The 22,543-nt window shown below is 72.2% G+C and carries 24 protein-coding genes; 5 read left to right on the plus strand and 19 right to left on the minus strand.

Features of this window, described 5'->3' with window-relative positions; genetic code table 11:
* Positions 1-557: 557 nt before the first annotated feature.
* Complete coding sequence (tyrS, locus tag ACZ6NZ_RS09440; protein ID WP_465858397.1) at positions 558-1,850, minus strand: tyrosine--tRNA ligase; 1,293 nt, start codon at positions 1,848-1,850, stop codon at positions 558-560.
* 99 nt (positions 1,851-1,949) lie between these two features.
* On the opposite strand from tyrS, the gene ACZ6NZ_RS09445 reads away from it, so the two are divergent.
* On the plus strand, positions 1,950-2,339 hold the full coding sequence (locus tag ACZ6NZ_RS09445) for a PaaI family thioesterase (RefSeq protein ID WP_465857424.1): 390 nt from the start codon (positions 1,950-1,952) through the stop codon (positions 2,337-2,339).
* A 22-nt stretch (positions 2,340-2,361) separates the two neighbouring features.
* Here the strand turns inward: ACZ6NZ_RS09445 and ACZ6NZ_RS09450 are convergent, their stop codons facing one another.
* The 5 genes from ACZ6NZ_RS09450 to ACZ6NZ_RS09470 form a co-directional block, all read right to left on the minus strand.
* Positions 2,362-3,699 carry a hemolysin family protein gene (locus ACZ6NZ_RS09450; protein ID WP_465857426.1) on the minus strand — a complete coding sequence of 446 codons (1,338 nt, stop codon included), beginning with the start codon at positions 3,697-3,699 and terminating at the stop codon, positions 2,362-2,364.
* 175 nt (positions 3,700-3,874) lie between these two features.
* Positions 3,875-4,516: a hypothetical protein gene (locus ACZ6NZ_RS09455; protein WP_465857428.1), complete on the minus strand. Its 642-nt coding sequence runs from the start codon at positions 4,514-4,516 to the stop codon at positions 3,875-3,877.
* Positions 4,517-4,525: 9 nt separating this feature from the next.
* Positions 4,526-5,026, minus strand: a complete 501-nt coding sequence (locus ACZ6NZ_RS09460) for a GNAT family N-acetyltransferase (RefSeq protein WP_465857429.1) — start codon at positions 5,024-5,026, stop codon at positions 4,526-4,528.
* Between the two features lie 46 nt (positions 5,027-5,072).
* A complete protein-coding gene (locus tag ACZ6NZ_RS09465; protein WP_465857431.1) occupies positions 5,073-6,548 on the minus strand; it encodes a serine hydrolase domain-containing protein in 1,476 nt (491 codons plus the stop codon).
* A gap of 49 nt (positions 6,549-6,597) precedes the next feature.
* A complete protein-coding gene (locus ACZ6NZ_RS09470) occupies positions 6,598-7,095 on the minus strand; it encodes an ArsR/SmtB family transcription factor (RefSeq protein ID WP_465857433.1) in 498 nt (165 codons plus the stop codon).
* A 127-nt stretch (positions 7,096-7,222) separates the two neighbouring features.
* Here ACZ6NZ_RS09470 and ACZ6NZ_RS09475 point away from each other — a divergent pair, with 127 nt between their 5' ends.
* A complete protein-coding gene (locus ACZ6NZ_RS09475; protein WP_465857435.1) occupies positions 7,223-8,095 on the plus strand; it encodes a universal stress protein in 873 nt (290 codons plus the stop codon).
* On the opposite strand, the gene ACZ6NZ_RS09480 is transcribed toward ACZ6NZ_RS09475, so the two are convergent.
* From ACZ6NZ_RS09480 to ACZ6NZ_RS09500, 5 genes are all read right to left on the minus strand, one after another.
* Positions 8,088-8,723 carry an FMN reductase gene (locus tag ACZ6NZ_RS09480; RefSeq protein WP_465857437.1) on the minus strand — a complete coding sequence of 212 codons (636 nt, stop codon included), beginning with the start codon at positions 8,721-8,723 and terminating at the stop codon, positions 8,088-8,090. The two genes, ACZ6NZ_RS09475 and ACZ6NZ_RS09480, sit on opposite strands and share 8 nt — an antisense overlap.
* Positions 8,720-9,862 (minus strand): LLM class flavin-dependent oxidoreductase, encoded by a 1,143-nt coding sequence (locus ACZ6NZ_RS09485; RefSeq protein ID WP_465857439.1) that lies wholly within the window; start codon positions 9,860-9,862, stop codon positions 8,720-8,722. Before ACZ6NZ_RS09485 ends, ACZ6NZ_RS09480 begins: the two co-directional genes overlap by 4 nt.
* Positions 9,863-10,025: 163 nt before the next feature.
* Positions 10,026-10,301, minus strand: a complete 276-nt coding sequence (locus tag ACZ6NZ_RS09490) for a ubiquitin-like small modifier protein 1 (protein ID WP_465857441.1) — start codon at positions 10,299-10,301, stop codon at positions 10,026-10,028.
* 2 nt (positions 10,302-10,303) lie between these two features.
* A complete protein-coding gene (locus ACZ6NZ_RS09495; protein ID WP_465857443.1) occupies positions 10,304-11,389 on the minus strand; it encodes a WD40/YVTN/BNR-like repeat-containing protein in 1,086 nt (361 codons plus the stop codon).
* A gap of 86 nt (positions 11,390-11,475) precedes the next feature.
* Positions 11,476-12,117, minus strand: a complete 642-nt coding sequence (locus tag ACZ6NZ_RS09500; protein ID WP_465857445.1) for a DNA-3-methyladenine glycosylase — start codon at positions 12,115-12,117, stop codon at positions 11,476-11,478.
* Positions 12,118-12,302: 185 nt separating this feature from the next.
* Between ACZ6NZ_RS09500 and ACZ6NZ_RS09505 the strand changes: the two genes are divergently transcribed.
* The 3 genes from ACZ6NZ_RS09505 (at position 12,303) to ACZ6NZ_RS09515 (ending at position 13,791) form a co-directional block, all read left to right on the plus strand.
* Positions 12,303-12,758, plus strand: a complete 456-nt coding sequence (locus tag ACZ6NZ_RS09505; RefSeq protein WP_465857447.1) for a hypothetical protein — start codon at positions 12,303-12,305, stop codon at positions 12,756-12,758.
* A 90-nt stretch (positions 12,759-12,848) separates the two neighbouring features.
* Positions 12,849-13,274 (plus strand): DNA-binding protein, encoded by a 426-nt coding sequence (locus ACZ6NZ_RS09510; protein ID WP_465857449.1) that lies wholly within the window; start codon positions 12,849-12,851, stop codon positions 13,272-13,274.
* Between the two features lie 163 nt (positions 13,275-13,437).
* A complete protein-coding gene (locus ACZ6NZ_RS09515; RefSeq protein ID WP_366611666.1) occupies positions 13,438-13,791 on the plus strand; it encodes an MmcQ/YjbR family DNA-binding protein in 354 nt (117 codons plus the stop codon).
* 43 nt (positions 13,792-13,834) lie between these two features.
* Here the strand turns inward: ACZ6NZ_RS09515 and argH are convergent, their stop codons facing one another.
* From argH to argC, 8 genes are all read right to left on the minus strand, one after another.
* Positions 13,835-15,298 (minus strand): argininosuccinate lyase, encoded by a 1,464-nt coding sequence (argH, locus tag ACZ6NZ_RS09520; protein WP_366611667.1) that lies wholly within the window; start codon positions 15,296-15,298, stop codon positions 13,835-13,837.
* Between the two features lie 76 nt (positions 15,299-15,374).
* On the minus strand, positions 15,375-16,586 hold the full coding sequence (locus tag ACZ6NZ_RS09525; protein ID WP_366611669.1) for an argininosuccinate synthase: 1,212 nt from the start codon (positions 16,584-16,586) through the stop codon (positions 15,375-15,377).
* Positions 16,583-17,098 carry an arginine repressor gene (locus ACZ6NZ_RS09530; protein ID WP_465857452.1) on the minus strand — a complete coding sequence of 172 codons (516 nt, stop codon included), beginning with the start codon at positions 17,096-17,098 and terminating at the stop codon, positions 16,583-16,585. The genes ACZ6NZ_RS09525 and ACZ6NZ_RS09530 overlap by 4 nt, the downstream gene beginning before the upstream one ends.
* Positions 17,095-18,048, minus strand: a complete 954-nt coding sequence (gene argF, locus ACZ6NZ_RS09535) for an ornithine carbamoyltransferase (RefSeq protein ID WP_465857454.1) — start codon at positions 18,046-18,048, stop codon at positions 17,095-17,097. Before argF ends, ACZ6NZ_RS09530 begins: the two co-directional genes overlap by 4 nt.
* Positions 18,045-19,274 carry an acetylornithine transaminase gene (locus ACZ6NZ_RS09540; RefSeq protein ID WP_465857456.1) on the minus strand — a complete coding sequence of 410 codons (1,230 nt, stop codon included), beginning with the start codon at positions 19,272-19,274 and terminating at the stop codon, positions 18,045-18,047. Before ACZ6NZ_RS09540 ends, argF begins: the two co-directional genes overlap by 4 nt.
* Positions 19,271-20,176, minus strand: a complete 906-nt coding sequence (gene argB / locus ACZ6NZ_RS09545; RefSeq protein WP_366611675.1) for an acetylglutamate kinase — start codon at positions 20,174-20,176, stop codon at positions 19,271-19,273. The genes ACZ6NZ_RS09540 and argB overlap by 4 nt, the downstream gene beginning before the upstream one ends.
* A 114-nt stretch (positions 20,177-20,290) precedes the next feature.
* On the minus strand, positions 20,291-21,463 hold the full coding sequence (argJ, locus tag ACZ6NZ_RS09550) for a bifunctional glutamate N-acetyltransferase/amino-acid acetyltransferase ArgJ (protein ID WP_465857458.1): 1,173 nt from the start codon (positions 21,461-21,463) through the stop codon (positions 20,291-20,293).
* Positions 21,460-22,461, minus strand: coding sequence for an N-acetyl-gamma-glutamyl-phosphate reductase (argC, locus tag ACZ6NZ_RS09555; protein ID WP_465857460.1), 1,002 nt, complete (start codon positions 22,459-22,461; stop codon positions 21,460-21,462). The genes argJ and argC overlap by 4 nt, the downstream gene beginning before the upstream one ends.
* Positions 22,462-22,543: the final 82 nt, after the last annotated feature.

A 22,543-nucleotide genomic window follows, 5' to 3' on the forward strand; every position in this document is an offset into this window, starting at 1 on the left:
TAAATCATAATTGGCACTGGCTTTACAAGCACCCTGTTGAGTTCTCAAAGAACAACCACACACCGATCAAAGCACCACACTCAATGGCACCCATCACGGGGCTTCCTTACCGTTCCGCACCCCGCGCTTTCAGCGCCAGGCACTTTTACTACGTTACCCGCTCGTTTCCACCCTGTCAAACCGATATTTCGCGGTTCGTCATGCTTCATCCGATAACGCGGGCACCATGTCGCGACCGGCTTGCGCCGCTCTTGTCATGGGTTCGGCAGGCCGGCCGTCGCGATCTCTCGCGACCCGCCCGGTGCCCTGCCGGTTGGTAACCATACCCGGTCGGTTTCGCAGCGCCAAATCCACCTCGCGGCGTTTCTGGCGGCACCTCCCGGTTGGGACTCCGGTGGGCGTGCCCACCCGACCCCCAGGCCGTTGGCCTGCGCTCCGGCCGCTTCAGGCTTTCGCCTGTTTCGTCCGTTCCGCGCTGACAGAGAGAAAGTTACGCGTCCGGCGGGATGATCGTCAAATCCGCCGGACGCGTCCCCCGTCACACCGTCGACAGGTGGCTATTCACCCAGCTCAACGCCCGCGAACGAACGCTTTCCCCGGCGCAGCACCAGGTATCGCCCATGCAGCAGGTCGCCCGGCGACACCCCGGCGTCCACAGCGGTCACCCGGTTGTTGTTGACGTAGGCGCCGCCCTCGGCGATCACCCGTCGAGCCTCCTTGAGGCCACTGACCAGACCGGAGTCCCGCAGCAGACCCGCCACATCCGGCAATTCGCCGCTGAGGCGTACGAGGCCCGCCTCGGTCAGGGCCGCGCGCAGGGTCTCCGGCGACAGCTCGTCCAACGAGCCGCGGCCGAAGAGCGCCTGACTGGCGGCGATCGCCTGTCGGGTCTCGTCGGCACCGTGCACCAGGGTGGTCAGCTCCTCGGCGAGCGCCCGCTGCGCCAGGCGGGCCGCCGGCCGCTCGGCGGTCGCCTTGGCCAGCTCCTCCAGCTCGTCGCGGTTACGGAAGCTGAAGTACCGCAGGTAGCGGTCGACCTCCTGGTCCTCCACGTTGAGCCAGAACTGGTAGAAGGAGTACGGGCTGGTCATCGTCGGGTCGAGCCAGACGGCACCGCCCTCGCTCTTACCGAACTTCGTGCCGTCGGACTTGGTGACCAACGGTGTGGTGAAGGCCTGCACCGGCCCCGCCCCCCGCCGGCGTACGTAGTCGACGCCAGCGGTGATGTTGCCCCACTGGTCGGAGCCACCGAACTGGAGCTGACAGCCGTGCCGGCGGTGCAGCTCGAAGAAGTCGTTGGCCTGGAGCAGTTGATAGCTGAACTCGGTGTAGCTGATGCCGGTCTCCAGCCGGGCCCGCACCACCTCCCGCGCCAGCATCTTGTTCACCGGGAAGTGCTTGCCCACGTCGCGCAGGAACTCGACGATCGACATCTCGCCGGTCCAGTCCAGGTTGTTGACCAGCTGTGCCGCGTTCTCGCCGGAGTACGACACGAACGGCGCGAGCTGGTCGCGGATCCGCTCGACCCAGCCGGCGATCACCTCGGTCGGGTTGAGCGCCCGCTCGGCGCTTTCCTTCGGGTCACCGATCTGCCCGGTAGCGCCGCCGACCAGCAGCAACGGGCGATGGCCGGCGAGTTGCAGCCGGCGGGCCATGAGGACCTGCATGAGGTTGCCGACGTGCAGGCTCGGCGCGGTGGGGTCGAAGCCCACGTAGTACGTGGCGGCGCTCCCACCGTCGAGCAGCTCGCGCAGCTCGTCGAGGCCGGTCGAGTCCTGTATCAGGCCACGCCAGAGCAGGTCGTCGGTCAGGGAGTCCCGCCCGGGCGGCGGAGGGCTGCTGTCGGTCACGGTCACCGATTCTCCCCCATCGCCGGCACCAACCCGTACCGGGTTTGGCGCGACCCGCCCCGGCTAGGCTTGCGCCCGTTGATCGAGGAGGGCCTTGACATGGAGATTCCGGACCTGACGGGCGGTTTCGTCGCCCTGCTCGGCCTCAAGTTCGAGGAGGCCAGCGCCGACCGGGTGGTCATCAGCTGGCAGGTCGGCCCGCAGCTGCACCAGCCGTTCGGCATCCAGCATGGCGGGGTGTACTGCTCGGTCGTGGAGACCGCGGCCAGCGTGGGTGGCGCCCTCTGGCTGGCCGGCCGCGGCACCGTGGTCGGGGTGTCGAACCAGACCGACTTCCTGCGGGCCGTCCGGGACGGCGAGCTGAGGGCGATCGGCACCCCGGTGCACCGGGGCCGCAGCCAGCAGCTCTGGCAGGTGGAGATCACCGACGCCGACGAGCAGCTGGTCGCCCGCGGTCAGGTCCGGCTGCAGAACCTCTCGCCCGCCTGAGCGAGGGCCTTCACCGCACGGGTCAACTACGGGCCTCGTCCAGCACCGGCTCCGCGGGCTGGTCGGTGTCGGCGTCGCCGTCGGCGTCATCGGGTACGCGGCTGAGCCGTACCTCGGTGATCGCCCGGTGGTCGATGCCGGCCACCACCAGCACCCAACCGTCCAGCGTGACGTCCTCCCCGGCGACGGTGGGGATGTGCCCGAGCCGGGCCAGCACCAGCCCGGCGACTGTCGTGTAGTCACCGGCCGGGCGCGACGGCAGCTCCACGCCGATGTCCGGCAGGTCGTGCACCGGGAAGGTGCCGGGCAGCAGCAGCGCACCGTCGGGGTCACGCCGCACCGAGCGCACGTCCCGGTCGGTCTCGTCGTAGATCTCGCCGACGATCTCCTCCAGGATGTCCTCCAGCGTCACGATGCCGTCGACCGCGCCGCGCTCGTCCACGACGAGCGCGATGTGCTGACGCTCGGCCTTGAACTGGCGAAGGGCGTCCACCACCGGCAGCGAGTCGGGCAGCAGCATCGGCGGTCGGGCGATCTCGTCGACCGGGCGGTCGTCGGGCACCCCCACCAGGTCACGCAGGTGGATCACTCCGGCCGTGTCGTCCAGGCCACCGTGGCGCACGACCGGAGCCCGGGAGTGCCCGGTGGCGGCCAGCACGAGCCGCGCGGCCTCCGCCGTGGTCCCGCTGTCGAGCGTGAAGACCTGCAACCGGGGTACGAGGACAGCCCGCAACCGCCGGTCGGCGATCTCCACGGCACCGGCGATGATGGTGCGCTGCTCCTTGGTGAAGCCGTGGTTGCCGGCGACGATGTCGCGCAGCTCGTCCGGGCCGATCTCCTCCGGCTCGTGTTTGGGGTTGAGCCCGACGAGCCGGACCACCACGTCGCTGGTGGCGCCGAGCGCCCAGACGGCGGGGCGGGTGAAGGAGGCAAGCAGGTCGAGCGGGCGGGCCACCAGCAGCGCCCACCGTTCGGCGGACTGCATGGCGATCCGCTTGGGCGCCAGCTCGCCGAAGACCAGGGTGACGAAGGTCAGCACGAGGGTGACCGCCACGATCGCCACCGTCTCGGCGGCGCCGCCGAACACCCCGAGCAGCGGCACCAGGGGCTTGGCCAGCGAGACCGCCGCGGCGGCGGAGGCCAGGAAGCCGGCGAGGGTGATGCCGATCTGGATGGTGGCGAGGAAGCGGTTCGGGTCCTTGGCGAGCCGGGCCAGCACCCGCCCTGCGCGGCTGGTGCGCTCCAGCCGCTGGATCTGGCTGTCCCGCAGTGACACCAACGCCATCTCGCTGCCGGCGAAGAGCGCGTTGATCACGATCAGGACTCCGACCAGGGCCAGTTGGCTCCCGTAGCTCTGCACGCCCGGTTCGCTCCCTCTACGGTGATGGCACCGGCCGGTGGCGGTGCCCGCCGGTCGGCGAGCCCGCCCGGCGTAGGCGTGTCTTTGCCCCGTCCCGCGCCGGCCGAATCCTGCTCCGGCGAGGCTACGCCGAATCGGACGGCGGTGACGCTACGCCGACTGGGGCATCGGTGAGTCAGGCCGACTGGGGCGTCGGCGACGTCGGCAGGTCGAGGACGTACGAGTCGCCCTCGGGGCGGAACCCGAGCCGGTGGTAGTAGGGGGCGACCATCCGGGGCGGGCTGACCACCCGGTGGAAGCCCCGTTCGGTGAAGAGGTGGCTGCGCCGGTAGACGAACTCGCCCGGGGTGAAGTCCCGGAATTTCGGGGTCACGTAGTCCAGGTCGATCTGGGCGACACCGGGCGTCTCGGCGTGCAACAGCACCACGCCGACCACCTCGTCGGCGGTGACCACGAGGAACGCCGAGCGCCCCGACGCGTCCGGGTCCCAGTGGAAGCCGGGGTTGAACCGGGTGATGTCGGCGGCGTGCACCCGCAGCGTGTGCGCGAGGAACTGGTCGCCGACGCCGACCTCCACCACCTGGTAGGTCTTCTCGTCGTGCCGGGTGGCGAGCATCCCGCGCAGATACCAGATGTTGATCACCGCGAGTACGACGTTGAGCCCGACGCCGGGCCAGACCTCGATCGCGGCGTTGTAGCCGATCAGCACGAAGCAGCCGACGAGGTTGAGCGCCCGCAGCCGCAGGATGCGCGACTGCAGCAGCGACCAGACCAGCACCGCGGAGCCGGCCCAGCCGACGAGATCCAACCAGTTCACGCTGCGAGACTAGTGCCCGCCCAGGTCAGAGGCGTCGGCGGGCAGCTCCAACAGCCACTCCTCGACGTCTTCGCCGCGGCCGTTGGCGTACCCCGAGTCGTCACCGACCACCACGAACCCGCACTTGCGCAGCACCGCGAGGGAGGCGGCGTTGTCCTTGGCGGCGCGTGCGTGCACCGGCCGGGGCAGCTCGCGCAGCAGGGCGGCCAGGGCGGACGTGGCGTGGCCCCGACCCCAACGGGCCGGGTCGATCCAGTAGCTGACCTCGGTCTGGTCGCCGACCGGGAAGGCGCTGACGTAGCCGACCACCTCGCCGTCGACTTCGGCGGTGCGGACCAGGTTCTGCGGGTTGGTGAGCACCCGGGCCCAGTGCGCGGCGAACTCCCGACGGTCCGACGGGTCCTTCGGCCCGAACGCGGCCATCCGGTTGGCCTCCGGGTCCTGCTGGTGCAGGAAGAACTCGACGAGGTCGTCCTCACGGACCGGGCGGATCAGCAGATCGGAGGTCATCGGCCGAGGGTACGCACCGCCGGTGACGACGCACCGCGGCGCGGCGTCAGCCGACGACGGCCACGACCGCCAGCACGGCGGCGCCCAGGGAACTCGCCACCGACAGCAGTCGACGCCACGGCACCCGCGCGTCGACCACCGGCAGTGTGCGCCACCGGGTCGCCGCCAGGGCCACCGCCCCTGCCGACAGGCCCGCGCCGAGCGGCCACAGCCAGGCCGGCACCATCGACCAGTCCCCCATCCGGTGCCCCAGGCCGAGATAGGCGAACGCCCAGACCGCCGCCGCCAGCAGCGTCACCTGGTCCAGTTGGCGACGGCGGGCGGTGCCGAGCAGGGAGAGGCCGCCGAGGAAGGTGAAGGCGACCGCGAGGCCGGCGCCGATCCACGGCAGCACCATCGACGTCGCCGAGTCGGCCTGCTTCGGTGGCACCCCGAGCAGTCGCAGCCCGATCGGCTCGACGCCCTTGTCGGTGTTGCCGAGGACCACCACCGCCCTCCCGGTCGCCCGTTCGAGGCCGACATAGGACCGGAACCCACCGGTGGCGCCGTTGTGCCAGACGATCTCGCGGTCGCCGTGCCGGGTGGTGAACCAGCCGTACCCGATGCGGGTGTCGTCGTCCTCGCGGAAACGGGCGGTGGTGGCGTCGGCACCGGGTGCGGTGCCGGCGAGGATCGCGGTGAGCAACCTGCCCAGATCCTCGGCCGTCGACCAGGGGCCGGCGCCGGCCGGGGCGTAGCCGGCTCCTGCCCACGGGTCGAGCGGCCGGCCGCCGGCCCGGCCGCCGTGGGCGCGATCGGCGGGCAGATCGTCGATGCGGGTGGCGACAGTGGTGGCCATCATGTCGAGCGGCCGCAGCAGCCGGTCGTGCAGCAGTTCCGGGTACGTGACGCCGGCCTTCGCGGCGAGCGCGTGGCCGAGCACGGACGGCCCGAGGTTGGAGTAGTGGACCTCGCCGCGCTCGTCGTCGTCGGGGTCGACCCGGTCGGTGGCGCCGCGGACGGCGTCGACGCCCTGCCCGGCGTAGGGGTTGGCGCCGGAGACGTTGGACCAGAGGATGCGGGCCCAGCCCAGTGGGGAGCCGGGGGCGAGCCGGGGCAGGCCGGCGCGGTGGCTGGCGAGTTCGGCGAGCGTGGCGTCGCGGGCGGGGCCGGTGATCTCGGGCCAGGTGGCGCCGAGCTGGTCGTCCGGGCCGACGACACCGGCGGCGACCTGGTCGGCGAGGAGCATGCCGGTGAACGCCTTGGTGACCGAGCCGATCTCGAACGGGGTGCCTGGTTCCACGGGTCGACCGGTGCGGTCCCGGTCACCGAGGCCGGCGGTGCGGATCCGGCCGTTCTCGACCAGGGCGACGGCGAGCCCGCGCAGCCCCGACGGGTCGGGCGTGGCCGAACGGACGGCGGCGGCCAGGTCGCGGTCGCCGGTGCTCTGCCCGCCGAGTCGGGGCGCTCGGGGCATCAACGCCACCCCGACCAGGCCGGCGATCAGCGCGACGGCGAGGACGGTCACGGTCGTACGGCGCATGGTGGTTCCTCCGTGGGGGTCGTCGGATGGGCGGTCGAGCCGCGTCTGGTCAGCGGCCGGCGGCGGTGAGGATGGCCAACAGCGGCACCATGCGTTCGGCGGGGACCGTGTACCGGCCGCGACCGGCGCTGCGCAGCCAACCGGCGGCGGTGATCTGGCGCAGGTGGTGGTGCAGTTGTCCGGTGGTGCCCAACTCCTCGATCTCGGCCAGTTCGCTGGTGCTCTGCCGGCCGCCGAGGATCTCCCGCAGCAGCCGCAGCCGTACCGGGTGGGCCAACGCGGAGAGGATGCTGGGCAGCTCCGTCCAGTCGGCCGCGAGCAGGTCGTCGACGGTGCGGCCGTACTGCCAGTCGTAGTGCTGCCCGGCGACGCGGACGGTGCCGGTGTAGAGCACCGCGCCCGACCCGTCGGGTGGCAGGCGCTGCTTGAGGCCGTCGAGCGCCCAGAAGGTGCCCTCCGGCGCGGGCGGTGGTGCGGCGGTGTGTCGCTCGCTCAACGCCGCAACCTGTGCCTCCAGCGCGGCGAGCCGATCTTCCACGGAGTCCATGCGTCGATACTACGAACATACGTAATTACGTGCAAGCTTGGATCGGCGCGAGTCCGCAACCGGCGCGTCCGTACCGTGCGGCGCGGCCGATCGGTCGACAATGACCAGACCGACCCAGGGAGCGCCGATGAACCGACCTGTCGTGGTGGGCGTGGACGGATCGCCGTCCAGCCTCGTCGCCGCCGAACACGCGGCGCGGGCCGCCGTGCTCCGGTCTCGACCGCTGCTCCTGGTGCACGGATACCTGCACCCGTCCGGCTACGGCGTGCCGCTCAACCCGTACGACATCGGGGTGCCCGCGCCCTCCGCCCAGGCGCAGCGGATGCTGGAGCGCACGGCGGCCGAGCTGACCGACCGGTGGCCCGGCCTCGCCACCGAGGTGCGTCAGGTCCTCGGCGGCCCGGGGGCCACCATGATCGAGGAGTCCCGCCGGGCGGACCTGGTCGTGGTGGGCAGCCGTGGTCTGGGCGGGTTCACCGGGCTGCTGCTCGGCTCGGTCGGCGCGCAGGTGACCGCGCACGCCCACTGCCCAGTGCTGGTGATCCGCCCGGACGAGCAGCCGATCCCGGTGGACGGCCCGGTGCTGGTCGGCGTGGACGGGTCCGAGTCGTCCCGGCTCGCGGTCGGCCTGGGGGCCGACGAGGCGGCGCTGCGGGACGTGCCGCTGGTGCTGGTGCACGTCGGCCCTCCGGACGGGGACCGGACGGTGCCGGAGGAGATCGAGGAGTCGCAGGCCGCGTACCAGGCCGACGTGGTGCGACTCCTGGCCGACGCCTCCGCCGTGGTGCGCGCCGAGCACCCCGACCTGGTGGTGCGCGAGCATCCGGTCCGGGCGGCCGGCGCGGCCCAGGGGCTCATCGAGGCCAGCGGCACGGCGTCGCTACTGGTCGTGGGCACCCGGGGCCGGGCCGGTTTCACCGGTCTGCTGCTCGGGTCGGTCAGTCAGGCGGCGATCCAGCACGCGCATTGCCCGGTGCTGGTCGCCCACCCGGTCAGCTGACCGGCGCGCCGTCGCCTCGGCCGAGCATCTGCAGGAAGTCGGTGGTGAGGGCGAACGGGTCGGCCGGCCCGGTGGCCGGCGGCCGCCGCTCGATCTGGTCGGCCAACTCCCCGGCGGCGCGGCGGATCCGGGCCCGCAACGCGCCGTCGGCGGTGCCGTCGGACCAGTCCTCCGGGGCCGCGAAGACCGCCGTCGGGACGACCACCGACCGAAGGTAGGCGAACATCGGGCGGACGGCGTGCTCCAACGCCAGCGAGTGCCGGGCGGTGCCGCCGGTCGCGCCGATCAGCACCGGCCGATCGACCAGCGACTCGGAATCCAACACGTCGAAGAAGGACTTGAACAGCCCGTTGTACGAGGCGCTGAAGATCGGGGTGACGGCGATGAGCCCGTCCGCTCCGGTCACCGTGTCGACGACCTCGCGCAGTGCTGCCGGCGCGAACCCGGTGAGCATGTTGTTCACCACGTCGTGCGCGTACTCCCGCAGGTCGACGACGTGCAGCTCCACCTCGTGGCCGCGCCGGACCAACTCGTCGCGGGTGGCCGCGGCGAGCTGATCGGCGAGCAGCCGGGTCGACGAGGGCTGACTCAGCCCCGCCGAGATCACGGCCAGGGTGCGGCGGGTCATCGGGTCGCCCCCTCCGGAGCCTTGCCCGTCACGTCGTCGACGGCGTGCACGGTGCTGTCCTTGGCGCCGCCCGCCGCGGCGACCAGCGAGGCGTGCGTCGGCGCCGCCGGGAGGTGCGCGGGGCGCAGCGCGTCGAACTCCTTGCGCAGCACCGGCACGACCTCCTCGCCGAGCAGGTCGAGCTGCTCCAGTACGGTCTTCAGCGGCAACCCCGCGTGGTCCATCAGGAACAGCTGCCGCTGGTAGTCACCGACGTACTCCCGGAAGCCGAGCGTGCGGTCGATGACCTGCTGCGGGCTGCCGACGGTCAGCGGGGTCTCCCGGGTGAACTCCTCCAACGACGGCCCGTGCCCGTAGACCGGGGCGTTGTCGAAGTAGGGCCGGAACTCCCGCACCGCGTCCTGCGAGTTGCGGCGCATGAACACCTGCCCACCGAGGCCGACGATGGCCTGGTCGGCGGAGCCGTGGCCGTAGTGCGCGTACCGCTGGCGGTAGAGCCCGATCATCCGCTGGGTGTGCTCCTTGGGCCAGAAGATGTGGTTGGCGAAGAAGCCGTCACCGTAGTAGGCGGCCTGCTCGGCGATCTCCGGGCTGCGGATCGAGCCGTGCCAGACGAACGGGGGCACGCCGTCGAGCGGGCGCGGCGTCGAGGTGAACGACTGCAGCGGGGTGCGGTACTTGCCCTTCCAGTCGACCACGTCCTCGCGCCAGAGCCGGTGCAGCAGGTCGTAGTTCTCGATGGCCAGGGGGATGCCGGCGCGGATGTCCTTGCCGAACCAGGGATAGACCGGGCCGGTGTTGCCGCGGCCCATCATGAGGTCCACCCGACCGTCGGCGAGGTGCTGGAGCATCGCGTAGTCCTCGGCGATCTTCACCGGGTCGTTGGTGGTGATCAGCGTGGTGGAGGTGGACAGCAGCAGCCGCTCGGTACGCGCCGCGATGTAGCCGAGCATGGTGGTCGGCGACGACGGCACGAACGGCGGGTTGTGGTGCTCGCCGGTGGCGAAGACGTCCAGGCCGACCTCCTCGGCCTTCAACGCGATGGCGACCATCGCCTTGATCCGCTCACGCTCGGTCGGCTCCCGACCGGTGGTCGGATCGACCGTGACGTCACCGACGGTGAAGATTCCGAACTGCATGACCAGCTCCTCGCGTGTCAACCGGGTGCCGTCGTGGTACCCGGACGCAGCTCACAACTTATTTGACGACGCAACTATTCCGTCGGCGGTGCACCCCGCAGTGGCGCCGGTCACGCCCGTGACCGGACATCGGGTCGAAGACCCTCCCCCGGCGCCGGCCCGGTCAGCCGCCCGCCACCGACGGCAGCACCTGCACCTCCGCGCCGTCGCTGACCGGGGCGGCCAGGCCACCGGAGTGCCGGCAGTCCTCCCCGTCGACGAAGACGTTGACGTAGCGGCGCAGCTCGCCACGCTCGTCGCGGATGCGCCGGGCCAGCCGGGGGTGCGCGACGGCCATCTCGTCCAGGACCGCCCGCAACGTCCCGGCGGCGGTGACGGTGAGCCGACTCGCGCCCCCGGCCTCGCCGCGCAGCGGGCCGGGCAGCAACACGGTGACCACGCTCAGACCTCCGCGGCGCGGACGCAGAGCACGTCGGGCAGGTGCGCCGCGATCAGGGACCAGGAGTCGCCCTCGTCGCGGCTGGCGAAGACCGAGCCGGAGCGGGTGCCGAAGTAGACCCCACCGGGGCTGGCGTCGTCGGCGCACATCGCGTCGCGCAGCACCGCCGGATAGAACGGCCCCTCGGGCAGCCCCACCGACAGCGGCTCCCACTTGCCGCCGGCGTCGACGGAACGGAACACCCGACAGCGGTGGTCGGTCGGGAACCGCTCGCCGTCGGCCACCAAGGGGAAGGTCCACACCGTGTCGCCGCGCCCCGGGTGGGCCACCATCGGGAAGCCGAAGTCGCTGGGCAGCCCGTCGGCGATGGAGGACCAGGTGCGCCCGTCGTCGTCGGAACGGTAGACGCCGTGGTGGTTCTGCGCGTACAGCCGCTCGGGGTTGGCCGCGTCCCGGGCGACCTTGTGCACGCACTGGCCGAACTCCGGCCACTCGTCGGGCATGAAATAGGCGCGGATGCCGGTGTTGCCCGGCGCCCAGCTCGCGCCGGCGTCCTCCGAGCGGTAGACCCCACCGGTGGACATGGCGACCAGCAGCCGAGCGGGGTCACGTGGGTGCGGCAGCACGGTGTGCACGGCCTGGCCACCGAAGCCGGCCTCCCACTGGGGACGGTGCGGGTGGTCCCAGAGGGAACGGACCAGCTCGAAGCTGCGGCCCCCGTCGGTGGACCTGAACAACGCCGAGGGCTCGGTGCCGGCCCAGACCACGTCCGGCTCGTCGGGGCCGGCCGGCATCAACTGCCAGACCCGCCCGAGGGAGACCTCGGTGTCGGCCGGAAAGGCGACCGGCGCCTGGTCGGGCTCGTCCCAGGAAGCGCCGAGGTCGTCGCTGGTGGCGACGCTGGGGCCGAAGTGGGAGCTGGTGATGCCGGCCAGCAGCCGCGGGGTGGACCGACGGGTGTCCACGGCGACCGCGTAGACACCCGTCATCGGAAAGTGCGGACCGGTGATCTCCCACCGGCGTCGCTCATCGGTGCTGGTGGCGAGAAACAATCCCTTGGCTGTGCCGATCGCGAGCAGTGTCGCCATGACGTCCTCCGAACCGTCGGTGAGCAGGTCCGGTGATTATGGCCACACCCTCCGACAACCCCGGCCGACCACACGCCGCAGGTCACTCACCGTCGGACCCGCGGCACGTGCCGGCGGTACGCGCTGACCGTCGGGTCGCCGTCCAGCCAGAACCGCCAGGGCAGGTCGTGCGCGCCGGTCACTCCGACCCGGGGACCCGCCACGACCGTCTCCGGCGGCACCGGTTCGGTCGGCGGACGCAGCCGGACCGGGCCGTCGCCGAGCAGGTCCGCCCCGTACGCCTCGCGGTCGATGCCGAGCGCGGAGCACAGCCGGGCGGGCCCGCGGGCGAGGTCCACGTCCCGGCGGACGGCCGGTCGGCGCTCCCGTGCCGTGGCCAGCCCGTCGACCACCTCGCCGGCGCGCAGCAGCACGGCGGCGGCCTCCCCCTCGACCCCGGTGACCACGTTCACGCACCAGTGCATCCCGTAGGTGAAGTAGACGTAGGCGTGTCCGGCGGGGCCGAACATCACGGCGTTGCGCGGGGTGCGGCCCCGATGGGCGTGCGAGGCGGGATCGCCGCCACTGCCCGCGTACGCCTCGACCTCGGTGATCCGGACGGTGACCCCGCCGGCGTACAGGCGGCAGCCCAGCAGCCCACGCGCCGCCGGCAGCACCGGACCGGCGAGCAGGTCCGCCAGCGCCGCCAGGTCGGTGTGGGTGCTGCGGTCACCGGACGACAGGGCCATGTCTCCGACGGTACCCATCCCGGTTTCCCCGGCACCGGGCCGGGGACGCGGGCCGCTGCGCGCCGGCCCGCGCAAGACTCCGGTCGCAAACCAGACAGTCGGCCGAACAGCGAAACCGGACCGTCGGCTCGGGAGTGTTCCGGATGTCGTCGCAGGGAGCGACGGCATCACGGGAGGAATTCACCATGACCGTACGGAGCATCCGGCTACCACTGATCGCCACCGGCCTGATCGCGGCAGCCGCGACCCTGGCCTTCACCCCGTCGGCCAGCGCGAGCGTCCCGCTGCGGGCCGCGGCGCAGGCCGACAACGCGGCGCTGCCCACGATCGCGGTCGGCGCAACGGGCACGATCGAGGCGAACGGCGCGGCGGCGATCGTGCCGGTCACCGTGACCTGCTCGAAGGCCTTCGAGTTCGACGTCACGGTCAAGGTCGCGCAGGCCGTCGGCCAGACGATGCGAGCGGGCACGACGGTTCGCAGGGTCACCTGCGCGGAGGGCACCCAGGAGGTGCGGGTCGCGGTGATCCCGGTCGAGCGTCCGTTCGCAGCGGGCGTCGCGTTCGGTGTGGTGACCGCGAGCCCCTGTGACCCGTACTGCACACCCATCTTCGGCGAGCGCCAGTTCAACCTGGTGCGCTGAGGCGTCGCCGGGCGGCACGGGCACGCCAGGCGTGCCGCCCGGCTTCAACAATCTGTTGACAATCATGCGTTCATACGGTGTGCTCGGGGTATGACGACCGAGGACATCTTCACCGCGCCGCACCCGGGTCGGGCCCGCGCCCACCGCACCCACGAGGCGTTACAGCGGATCAGCGAGCGGCACGCCGGCACCGACACGCGGCGCGGCCGCTGGGCGCACCCGTACGTGCTCGACCCGTGGGAGGCGGTCGCCCTGGTCACCGCGCTGGCCGCCGGCGGGGCCGAGCGCGAACCCAGCGAAGAGCCGATCGACGCCGCCGACCTGACCGCCGCGCTGACCCTGCTCCCCCACGTCCGCGCCGAACTGGACGCACTGGAGGCCGGCCTGCTGACGCTGGCCCGCGACCGGGGGCTGACCTGGCAGGCGATCGCGTACGGGCTGGGCCTGGGCAGCGCGCAGGCGGCCCGGCAGCGCTACGAGCGGGTCGCCGCCCGCTCGGCCGAGCAGACCTCCTGACGAGCGCGCCCGGACGCGCACGACCGGGGGCCGACCTGGAAACAGTGGACCCCTCCTCGGCGCAGGCCACTGGATCCCGGATCGGGCGCGGTCGCATCGGACCGGCACGGCACGTGTGTGACAGCAGTCGGACGGGCAGACTGTGCGCGACGAGGAGGCACCCATGGAGCGCGCGGAGATGCTCACGTACTGCCTGGCCAAGCCGGGAGCGTGGCTGGACCAGCCGTGGGAGGGCGACGAGGTGGTGAAGGTGGGCAGCCGGATCTTCGCGTTCCTCGGCAGCGACAGCGGCAAGCCGACGATCGGCATCAAGTGCGGAGCTACCCGGGAGGTGGCCGACGAGTGGCTGCACCGGCACCCCGACGACGCCGCCGTGATGGCCTACATCGGCCGGTCCGGGTGGAACACTCTGCGCCTGGACGGCGGGATCGACGACGACGAGCTGACCGAGGCTGTCGACTCGTCGTACGACATGGTGGTGGCCAAGCTCCCCAAGCGGGAGCGTCCGACGGCCTGAACCGCCGCGGCGCCGGCGGCAGGCGCCGACGCCACGGCACGGCTCAGCGCGGGACGACCCGCTCGGTGGCCCACTCCCGCCAACCGGCCAGCCGGTCCGCCGCGGCGGCGAGCTGGTCGGCGACCGGGCCGGGGCCGGTGGACCCGGGGGTGGTCCGGGCCGCGAGCGCCGACCGGACCGAGAGCACGTCGCGCACCGACGGGTCGAGGTGCCCGCTGATCGCGGCCAGGTCCTCGTCGGAGACGTCGTTGAGCTCGCACTCCCGAGCAGCGCACAGCGCCACCAACTGGCCGGTGATCTCGTGCGCGTCGCGGAACGGCACATTGCGTCGGACCAGCCAGTCGGCGACCTCGGTGGCGAGGGAGAAGCCGACCGGGGCGGCGGCGACGAGTCGGTCCACCCGGACCGTCATCGTGGAGATCATTCCCGCCAGGGCCGGCAGCAGCAGCTCCAGGGTGTCGACCGCGTCGAAGGCCGGCTCCTTGTCCTCCTGCATGTCCCGGTCGTAGGTCATCGGCAGGCCCTTGAGCATGGTGAGCACTGTCATCAGGCCGCCGACCAGCCGCCCGGACTTGCCCCGGGCCAGCTCGGCGATGTCCGCGTTCTTCTTCTGCGGCATGATCGACGAGCCGGTGGCGAAGGAGTCGTCCAGCTCCACCCAGCCGAACTCGTGCGAGGTCCAGAGCACCACCTCCTCGCCGAGCCGGGACAGGTGCACCCCGATCAGGGCGGTGGTGAAGAGGAACTCGGCCACGAAGTCCCGGTCGGCGACGGCGTCCATCGAGTTGGCGAACGAGGTCCGGAAACCCAGCTCCTTGGCCACCGCCACCGGGTCCAGCGGGAGCCCGGAACCGGCCAGGGCGCCCGCGCCGAGCGGGCTGATCGCCGCGCGGTGGTCCCAGTCGCGCAACCGTTCGAGGTCGCGCAGCAGCGGCTGCACGTGGGCGAGCAGCCAGTGCCCGAAGGTGACCGGCTGGGCGTGCTGGAGGTGAGTCATGCCCGGCGCGGCGGTGTCGATGTGCCGCTCGGCCTGCTCGACCAGCGCCTCCGCCAACTCGACCAGGCGGCTGGCCACGCCCCGGGCGTGGTCGCGCAGGTAGAGCCGCAGGTCGGTGGCGACCTGGTCGTTGCGGGACCGGCCGGCGCGCAGCTTGCCACCGAGGCTGCCGAGACGCTCCAGCAGACCGCGCTCGAGCGCGGTGTGCACGTCCTCGTCGTCGATGGTGGGGCGGAACGTTCCGGAGGCGCAGGCGGCCTCCAGGTCGTCCAGCGCCGCCAGCATCCGGCCCAGCTCCTCCGGATCGAGCAGGCCGGCGCCGGCCAGGACCCGGGCGTGCGCCCGGGAACCGGCGATGTCGTACGGGGCCAGGCGCCAGTCGAACTGCACGCTCACCGACAGTCGGGCGAGCGCCTCGGCGGGGCCGCCCGCGAACCGGCCACCCCAGAGGCTCGTCCGGTTGGTGGCGGCGCTGTTCTCGGTCAGGCTCTTGTCGTCCACGTCGCCCATCATCGCGTTGGTTGCCTTTCGCTCGCGACCGCGGGGCCCGCTTGCCGCGCTTGATCAGTCTTCGCGCTCACACGTGTCACTGTCCGCCACCGCCCAAGCGCGCGTCGCGCGCCGCGGCCATCCGGCTCGGCAGCCCCCACAACTGCACGAAGCCCTTCGCCAGGGACTGGTCGAAGGTGTCGCCGGTGTCGTAGGTGGCCATCCGGAAGTCGTAGAGGCTCGCCTCGGAGCGCCGGCCGGTCACCGTGGCCCGGCCGCCGTGCAGGACCATCCGCACCTCGCCGCTCACGTACCGCTGCGCGTCGTCGATGAACGCGTCCAGCGACGCCTTCAGCGGCGAGAACCACAGCCCGTCGTAGACGAGTTCGCCCCAGCGCTGGTCGACGCCCTTCTTGAACCGGGCCAGGTCCCGCTCGACGGTCACCGCCTCCAGCTCCTGATGGGCGGTGATCAGGGCGATCGCGCCGGGTGCCTCGTACACCTCGCGGCTCTTGATGCCGACCAGGCGATCCTCGACCATGTCGAGGCGGCCCACGCCCTGAGCGCCGGCGCGCCGGTTGAGCTCCAGGATCGCCTGGTACGGGGTGACCGTCTCACCGTCGATCGCCACCGGCACGCCGCCGTCGAAGGTGATCACGACCTCGTCGGGGTCGCGCTCCTGCGTCGGGTCGGAGGTGTACGAGTAGAGGTCCTCGACGGGGGCGTTCCAGATGTCCTCCAGGAAGCCGGTCTCCACCGCGCGACCCCACAGGTTCTGGTCGATCGAGTACGGCGACCTGGCCGACACGTCGATCGGCAGCCCCTTCTCCTCGGCGAAGGCGATCGCCTTGTCCCGGGTCCAGGCGAAGTCCCGGGCCGGCGCGATGATCTTCAGGTCGGGGGCGAGCGCGTTCAGGCCCACCTCGAACCGGACCTGGTCGTTGCCCTTGCCGGTGCAGCCGTGCGACACGATCGTGCCGCCGTGCGCGCGTGCCGCCGCCACCAGGTGCCGGACGATCAGCGGCCGGGACAGCGCCGACACCAGGGGATAACGGTCCATGTAGAGCGCGTTGGCCCGGATCGCCGGCAGACAGTAGTCGGCGGCGAACTCGTCACGCGCGTCCACCACCTCGGACTCGACGGCGCCGCAGTCCAGGGCACGCTGCCGGATGGCGTCGAGATCCTCACCGCCCTGACCGACGTCGACCGCGACCGCGATCACCTCGGCGCCGGTCTGCTCCGACAGGTACGGAATGGCCACGGAGGTGTCCAACCCACCGGAGTACGCGAGCACGACCCGCTCGGTCATGACGTGGTGGTCCCTTCCACGGTGTCATCCCGGCGGGCCCAACCGGCGAGCTTGTCGCCGAGCGCGGCCCCACCGACGGACTCCCGGGCCACGACGAGGATGGTGTCGTCCCCGGCGATGGTGCCCACGATCTCGGGCAACCCCGCCCGGTCCAACGCGCTGGCCAGGTACTGGGCTGCGCCCGGCGGTGTCCGCAGCACGGCGATGTTGCCGCTGGAGTCGACCCCGTTGAGCAGTTCGCGCAGCAGCCGTACCAACCGGGCCGGCGCGGCCTCGGCGTCGCGCAGCGGCCGCTGCCCGTCCTCCGGGATCAGGTAGACGGCCGGACCGTCGCCCCCGCGCACCTTGACCGCGCCCAACTCCTCCAGGTCCCGCGAGAGGGTGGCCTGGGTGACGCCGACGCCGTCGGCGGCCAGCAGATCCGCCAGCTCGGTCTGCGACCGGATCGACCGATCGCGGATCAGCTCCACGATCCGGGCGTGCCGGGCCGCGCGGGTCAGCGGCGCGGTCATCGCGGCCCTCCGGCGGCGGCATCGCCGGTCGCGGCTTCCAGCAGGAACGTCAGCAGCGCCTTCTGGGCGTGCAACCGGTTCTCCGCCTGGTCGAAGACCGCGCTCTGCGGGCCGTCGAGCACCTCGTCGGTGATCTCCTCACCGCGGTGCGCGGGCAGGCAGTGCAGCACGATCGCGTCCGGTGCGGCGTGACCGAGCAACTCCTTGTTCACCTGGTACGGCAGGAACGGGGTGATCCGGTCCAACCCGTCGGACTCCTGCCCCATCGACGTCCAGGTGTCGGTGGCCAGCACGTCGGCGTCGCGTACCGCCTGGGCCGGGTCGGTCAGCACCCGCACCGACCCGCCGGTCTCCGCGGCGATCTCAGCGGCCCGTCGCACCACCGCCTCGTCCGGCGCGAACCCGACCGGGCCGGCGATCCGCACGTGCATCCCCGCCGTCGCACCGGCCAGCAGGTACGACTGCGCCATGTTGTTCGCGCCGTCCCCCACGTACGCCAGGGTTCGCCCGGCCGTGCCACCGCACCGCTCCCGGATGGTGAGCAGGTCGGCCAGCAGCTGGCACGGGTGGAAACCGTCGGTGAGCGCGTTGACCACCGGCACCGTCGCGCCCGCCGCCACCTCGGCGATCCGCTCGTCACCATGGGTCCGCAGCACGATCGCCGCGACGTAGCGGGACAGCACCCGCCCGGCGTCGGCGAGCGACTCACCGCGACCGAAGTGGGTGACCTGGGTGTCCACCACCAGGGGGTGCCCGCCCAGCTCGGCGATCCCGGCATCGAACGAGATCCTGGTCCGCAGGCTCTGCTTGTCGAAGAGCACAGCCACCGAGCGGGGGCCGACCAGCGGCCGGTGGCCGAACCGGTCCGTCTTCATGCCGGCCGCCAGGTCGAGGACAGCGGACTGTTCGGCCGGCGAGAGGTCGTCGTCGCGCAGGAAGTGCCGGGTCATCGAGTCGTCCCCGTCGTGGTGGTCAGCGTGGCTGGTGCGGTCTGCGCGCCGGCAGCGGCCGGGGCGGTCGCGTCCAGTGCGGCGGGCAGCGCCGCGAGGAAGGTGTCCGCCTGGGCGGCGGTGAGGATCAGCGGTGGGGCCAGCCGGATCACACCCGGCTGCACCGGGTTGACCAGGAAGCCGGCTTCCCGCAGCGCCTCGGCCAACACCGACGACACCGGCGCGGTGAGCGCCACACCGAGCAGCAGCCCCGACCCGCGTACCTCGCCGATCAGCGGGTGGCCCAGCGCCTCGATGCCGCGCCGCAACCGCTCGCCGACCCGCTTGACGTTGTCGAGCAGGCCCTCGTTGGCGATGGTCGCCACCACGGCGAGCGCCGCCGCGCAACTGACCGGGTTGCCGCCGAACGTGGTGCCGTGCGAGCCGGGCGTGAGCAGGTCCGCGGCGGGGCCGAAGGCCAGCGTCGCACCGATGGGCAGACCGCCACCCAGCCCCTTGGCCAGGGTGACCACGTCCGGCTCCACACCCTCGGCCTGGTGCGCGAACCAGTGCCCGGTACGCCCGACACCCGTCTGCACCTCGTCGAGGACCAGCAGGGCGCCGTGCCGGGCGGTGATCCGCCGGGCCTCGACGAGGTAACCGGCCGGCGGGACCAGCACGCCGTTCTCCCCCTGGACGGGCTCCAGGATCACCATGGCGGTCGCCTCGGAGACGGCCGCTTCGAGAGCGGCGACATCGCCGTAGTCGACGTGCGTCACCTCGCCCGGCAGCGGCCGGAACGGGTCGGCCTTGGCCGGTTGACCGGTCAGCGCGAGGGCGCCCATCGTGCGGCCGTGGAAGCCGCCCCTGGTGGCCACCACCTGGGTGCGGCCGGTGCGCCGGGAGAGCTTGAACGCCGCCTCGTTCGCCTCCGCGCCCGAGTTGGCGAAGAACACCCGACCCGGTCGACCGGCGAGCGCCAACAGCAGTTCGGCGAGGGCCACCGGCGGCTCGGCCACATAGAGGTTGGAGACATGCCCGAGGGTCGCGACCTGCTTCGACACCGCCGCCACCACCGCCGGGTGGGCGTGACCGAGGGCGTTGACCGCTATGCCACCCACCAGGTCCAGGTACTCCCGGCCGGCGTCGTCGACCACGACCGCGCCGTGACCGGAGACCAACGCCATCGGCGGTGTGCCGTAGTTGTCCATCATGGACTGCTTCCACCGCTGCGCCAACGTGCTCATGTCGCGTCCGTCCCGTCTCCCGGCACCACCATCGTTCCGAACCCTTCCGAGGTGAACACCTCAAGCAACGTGGAGTGCGCCACCCGGCCGTCGACGACGTGCGCGGCGGGCACTCCCCCACGCACCGCCCGCAGGCACGCCTCCATCTTCGGCACCATGCCCGACTCCAGGCTGGGCAGCAGCTTCGCCAGATCGTCCGCGGCGATCTCGGAGACCAGGCTGCTGGTGTCCGGCCAGTCCGCGTACAGACCGGCCACGTCGGTAAGCACGACCAGCTTGCGGGCCCGCAACGCGATGGCCAGCGCGGCGGCCGCGGTGTCCGCGTTGAGGTTGTGCAGCACCCCCTCCACGTCCGGCGCCACCGTGGAGATCACCGGAATCCGACCCGCCTCGATCAGGTCGGTCACCGCGGACACGTCGACCGACTCGACGTCCCCGACCTGACCGACGTCGACCGGCACGCCGTCCACGTACGCCGGACGCCGCACCGCGGTGAACAGCCGGGCGTCCTCGCCGGAGAGTCCGACGGCGTACGGGCCGTGCGAGTTGATCAGACCTACCAGCTCCCGGCCCACCTGACCGACCAGCACCATCCGGACCACGTCCATCGCCTCGGCGGTGGTCACCCGCAGACCACCCCGGAACTCGCTGGCGATGCCGAGGCGACCCAGCATGGCGGAGATCTGCGGACCGCCGCCGTGCACCACCACGGGCTTCAGGCCGGCGTAGCGCAGGAAGACCATGTCGGCCGCGAACGCCCGCTGCAACTCCGGCTCCGTCATCGCGTTGCCGCCGTACTTGACCACGACAGTCGAGCCGGTGAAGCGCGCCAACCAGGGCAACGCCTCGATCAACGTCTCGGCCTTGACCTGGGCACGAGCCAAATCGCTGCTGAGACTCACCGCACCGGCCCTCCGTTCACGACTGCGGGACTCCGCTGCGCTGCGTTCCTCGCGCTCACCGCGCCCGCCTTCCGTTCGCGACTGCGGGACTCCGCTGCGCTGCGTTCCTCGCGCTCACGTCGAGTACGCCGAGTTCTCGTGCACGTACGCGTGGGACAGGTCGTTGGTCCAGATCGTGGCGGCCGACGTACCCGCGTGCAGGTCGATCCGGATGGTCACGTCCCGCCCGGTCAGGTCGACCTTCGAGCGGCCCTCGGCGGCGGCGCCGCCCCGGCACACCCACACCCCGTTCACCGCCACGTCCACCTCGTCCGGCTCGAACGCGGCAGTGGTGGTGCCGACGGCGGCGAGGATCCGGCCCCAGTTCGGGTCGTTGCCGAACAGCGCCGTCTTGACCAGGTTGTTGCGGGCCACCGCACGGCCCACCTCGACCGCCTCGTCCTCGTCCGCCGCGCCGACCACGTCGATGGCGACCTGCTTGGTGGCGCCCTCGGCGTCGGCCACCAACTGCTGGGCCAGGTCGTGACAGGCCGCGGTGACGGCGGCGGCCAGCTCGGCCGGCGTCGGCTCGATGCCGCTGGCGCCGCTGGCCAGCAACAGCACCGTGTCGTTCGTGGACATGCAGCCGTCGGAGTCGACCCGGTCGAAGCTGACCCGGGTGGCCGCCCGCAACGCGGTGTCCAGCGTCGCCGGTCCGGCCACCGCGTCGGTGGTCAACACGCAGAGCATGGTGGCCATCCCGGGCGCGAGCATCCCAGCGCCCTTGGCCATGCCGCCGACCGTCCAGCCGCTCCCCCGCGCCACAGTGGTCTTCGGCCGGGTGTCCGTGGTCATGATCGCCTCGGCGGCGGCCGGGCCACCGTCGCGGGACAGCCCTCGGATCGCCGAGCGCACACCCGGCAGCAGCTTCGACATCGGCAGCCGCTCACCGATGAGGCCGGTCGAGCAGACCGCGACATCACCCGCGCCGAGAATCAACCGGGGGCTGACCGAGGTCAGCGCGGCGGCGGTGTGCTCGGCGGTGGCGTGCGTGTCCTGGAAGCCGGCCGGACCGGTGCAGGCGTTGGCGCCACCGGAGTTGAGCACCACGGCGCGGACCACACCGCCCTGCACGACCTGCTGGGTCCAGCGCACCGGCGCGGCCCTGACCCGGTTGGTGGTGAAGACACCGGCGACACCGGCGTCCGGGCCGTCGTTGACCACCAGGGCCACGTCCGCGCCGCCGCCGGTCTTGAGCCCGGCGGCCACACCGGCCGCCCGGAACCCCCGGGGGGCGGTGACGCTCAAGGGGTGACCCCCCAGACCGACAGGCCCGTCGTCTCCGGCAGGCCGAGCATCAGGTTGGCGTTCTGCACGGCCTGACCGGCCGCACCCTTGCCCAGGTTGTCCAACGCGCTGAGCACGATCAGACGACCCGAGTCGACGTCGACGGTGGCCTGCAGGTGACACGAGTTGGAGCCGAGGGTCGCGGCCGTGTGCGGCCAGCGGCCCTCCGGCAGCACGTGCACGAACGACGCGTCCGCGTACGCCCGGGCCAGCACCTCCTGCGGGTCGACGCCCCGCGCCGGCACCGCGGTGACGGTGGCCAGGATGCCGCGCGGCATCGGCGCCAGAACCGGGGTGAACGACAGCCCGGTCGCGCCGGTGGCCTGCTTGATCTCCGGGACGTGCTGGTGGGTGCCCACCCGGTACGGCGACAGGTCGCCCATCACCTCACTGGCCAACAGGTGCGCCTTGGCCGCCCGGCCGGCGCCGGAGGTGCCGGAGGCGGCGACCACCACCACGTCGGCGGGATTGGCCGCGCCGTCGGCGATCAGCGGCGCGAGCGCCAGGGTGATCGCGGCGGCGTAGCAGCCGGTGTTGGCCACCCGGGTGGAGCCGGCGATCAGCTCCCGCTGACCGGGCAACTCGGGCAGGCCGTAGGTCCACTGCCCGGCGTGCGTGCCACCGTAGTACTGCGCCCAGGCGTACGGGTCGGCCAGCCGGTGGTCGGCACCCAGGTCGACGATGCGTACCTCGGCCGGGAGCTGGGCCGCGAGAGCCGCCGACTGGCCGTGCGGCAGGGCCAGGAAGACCAGGTCCGCATCGGCCAGGACCGCCGGCTCGGTCTCGCCGAGCACCAGGTCGAGCCCGGTGAGCTGCGGGTGCACCACGTCGACGCGGTGCCCGGCCTGGCTGTGCGCGGTGGCGGCGACCAGGTCGAACTCCGGGTGCCCGGCGATCAGGCGCAGCAGTTCGCCCCCGGCGTACCCGCTCGCTCCGGCAACCGCGACTCGAATCCCCATACCCACCTCCGCATGACTATGCAGCGAAGATTAACAAGGACGACTCACGAGTGCAAGTTCATGCAGTGCAGTGCATGGTAAT

Source organism: Micromonospora sp. NPDC047756, from assembly GCF_055587245.1.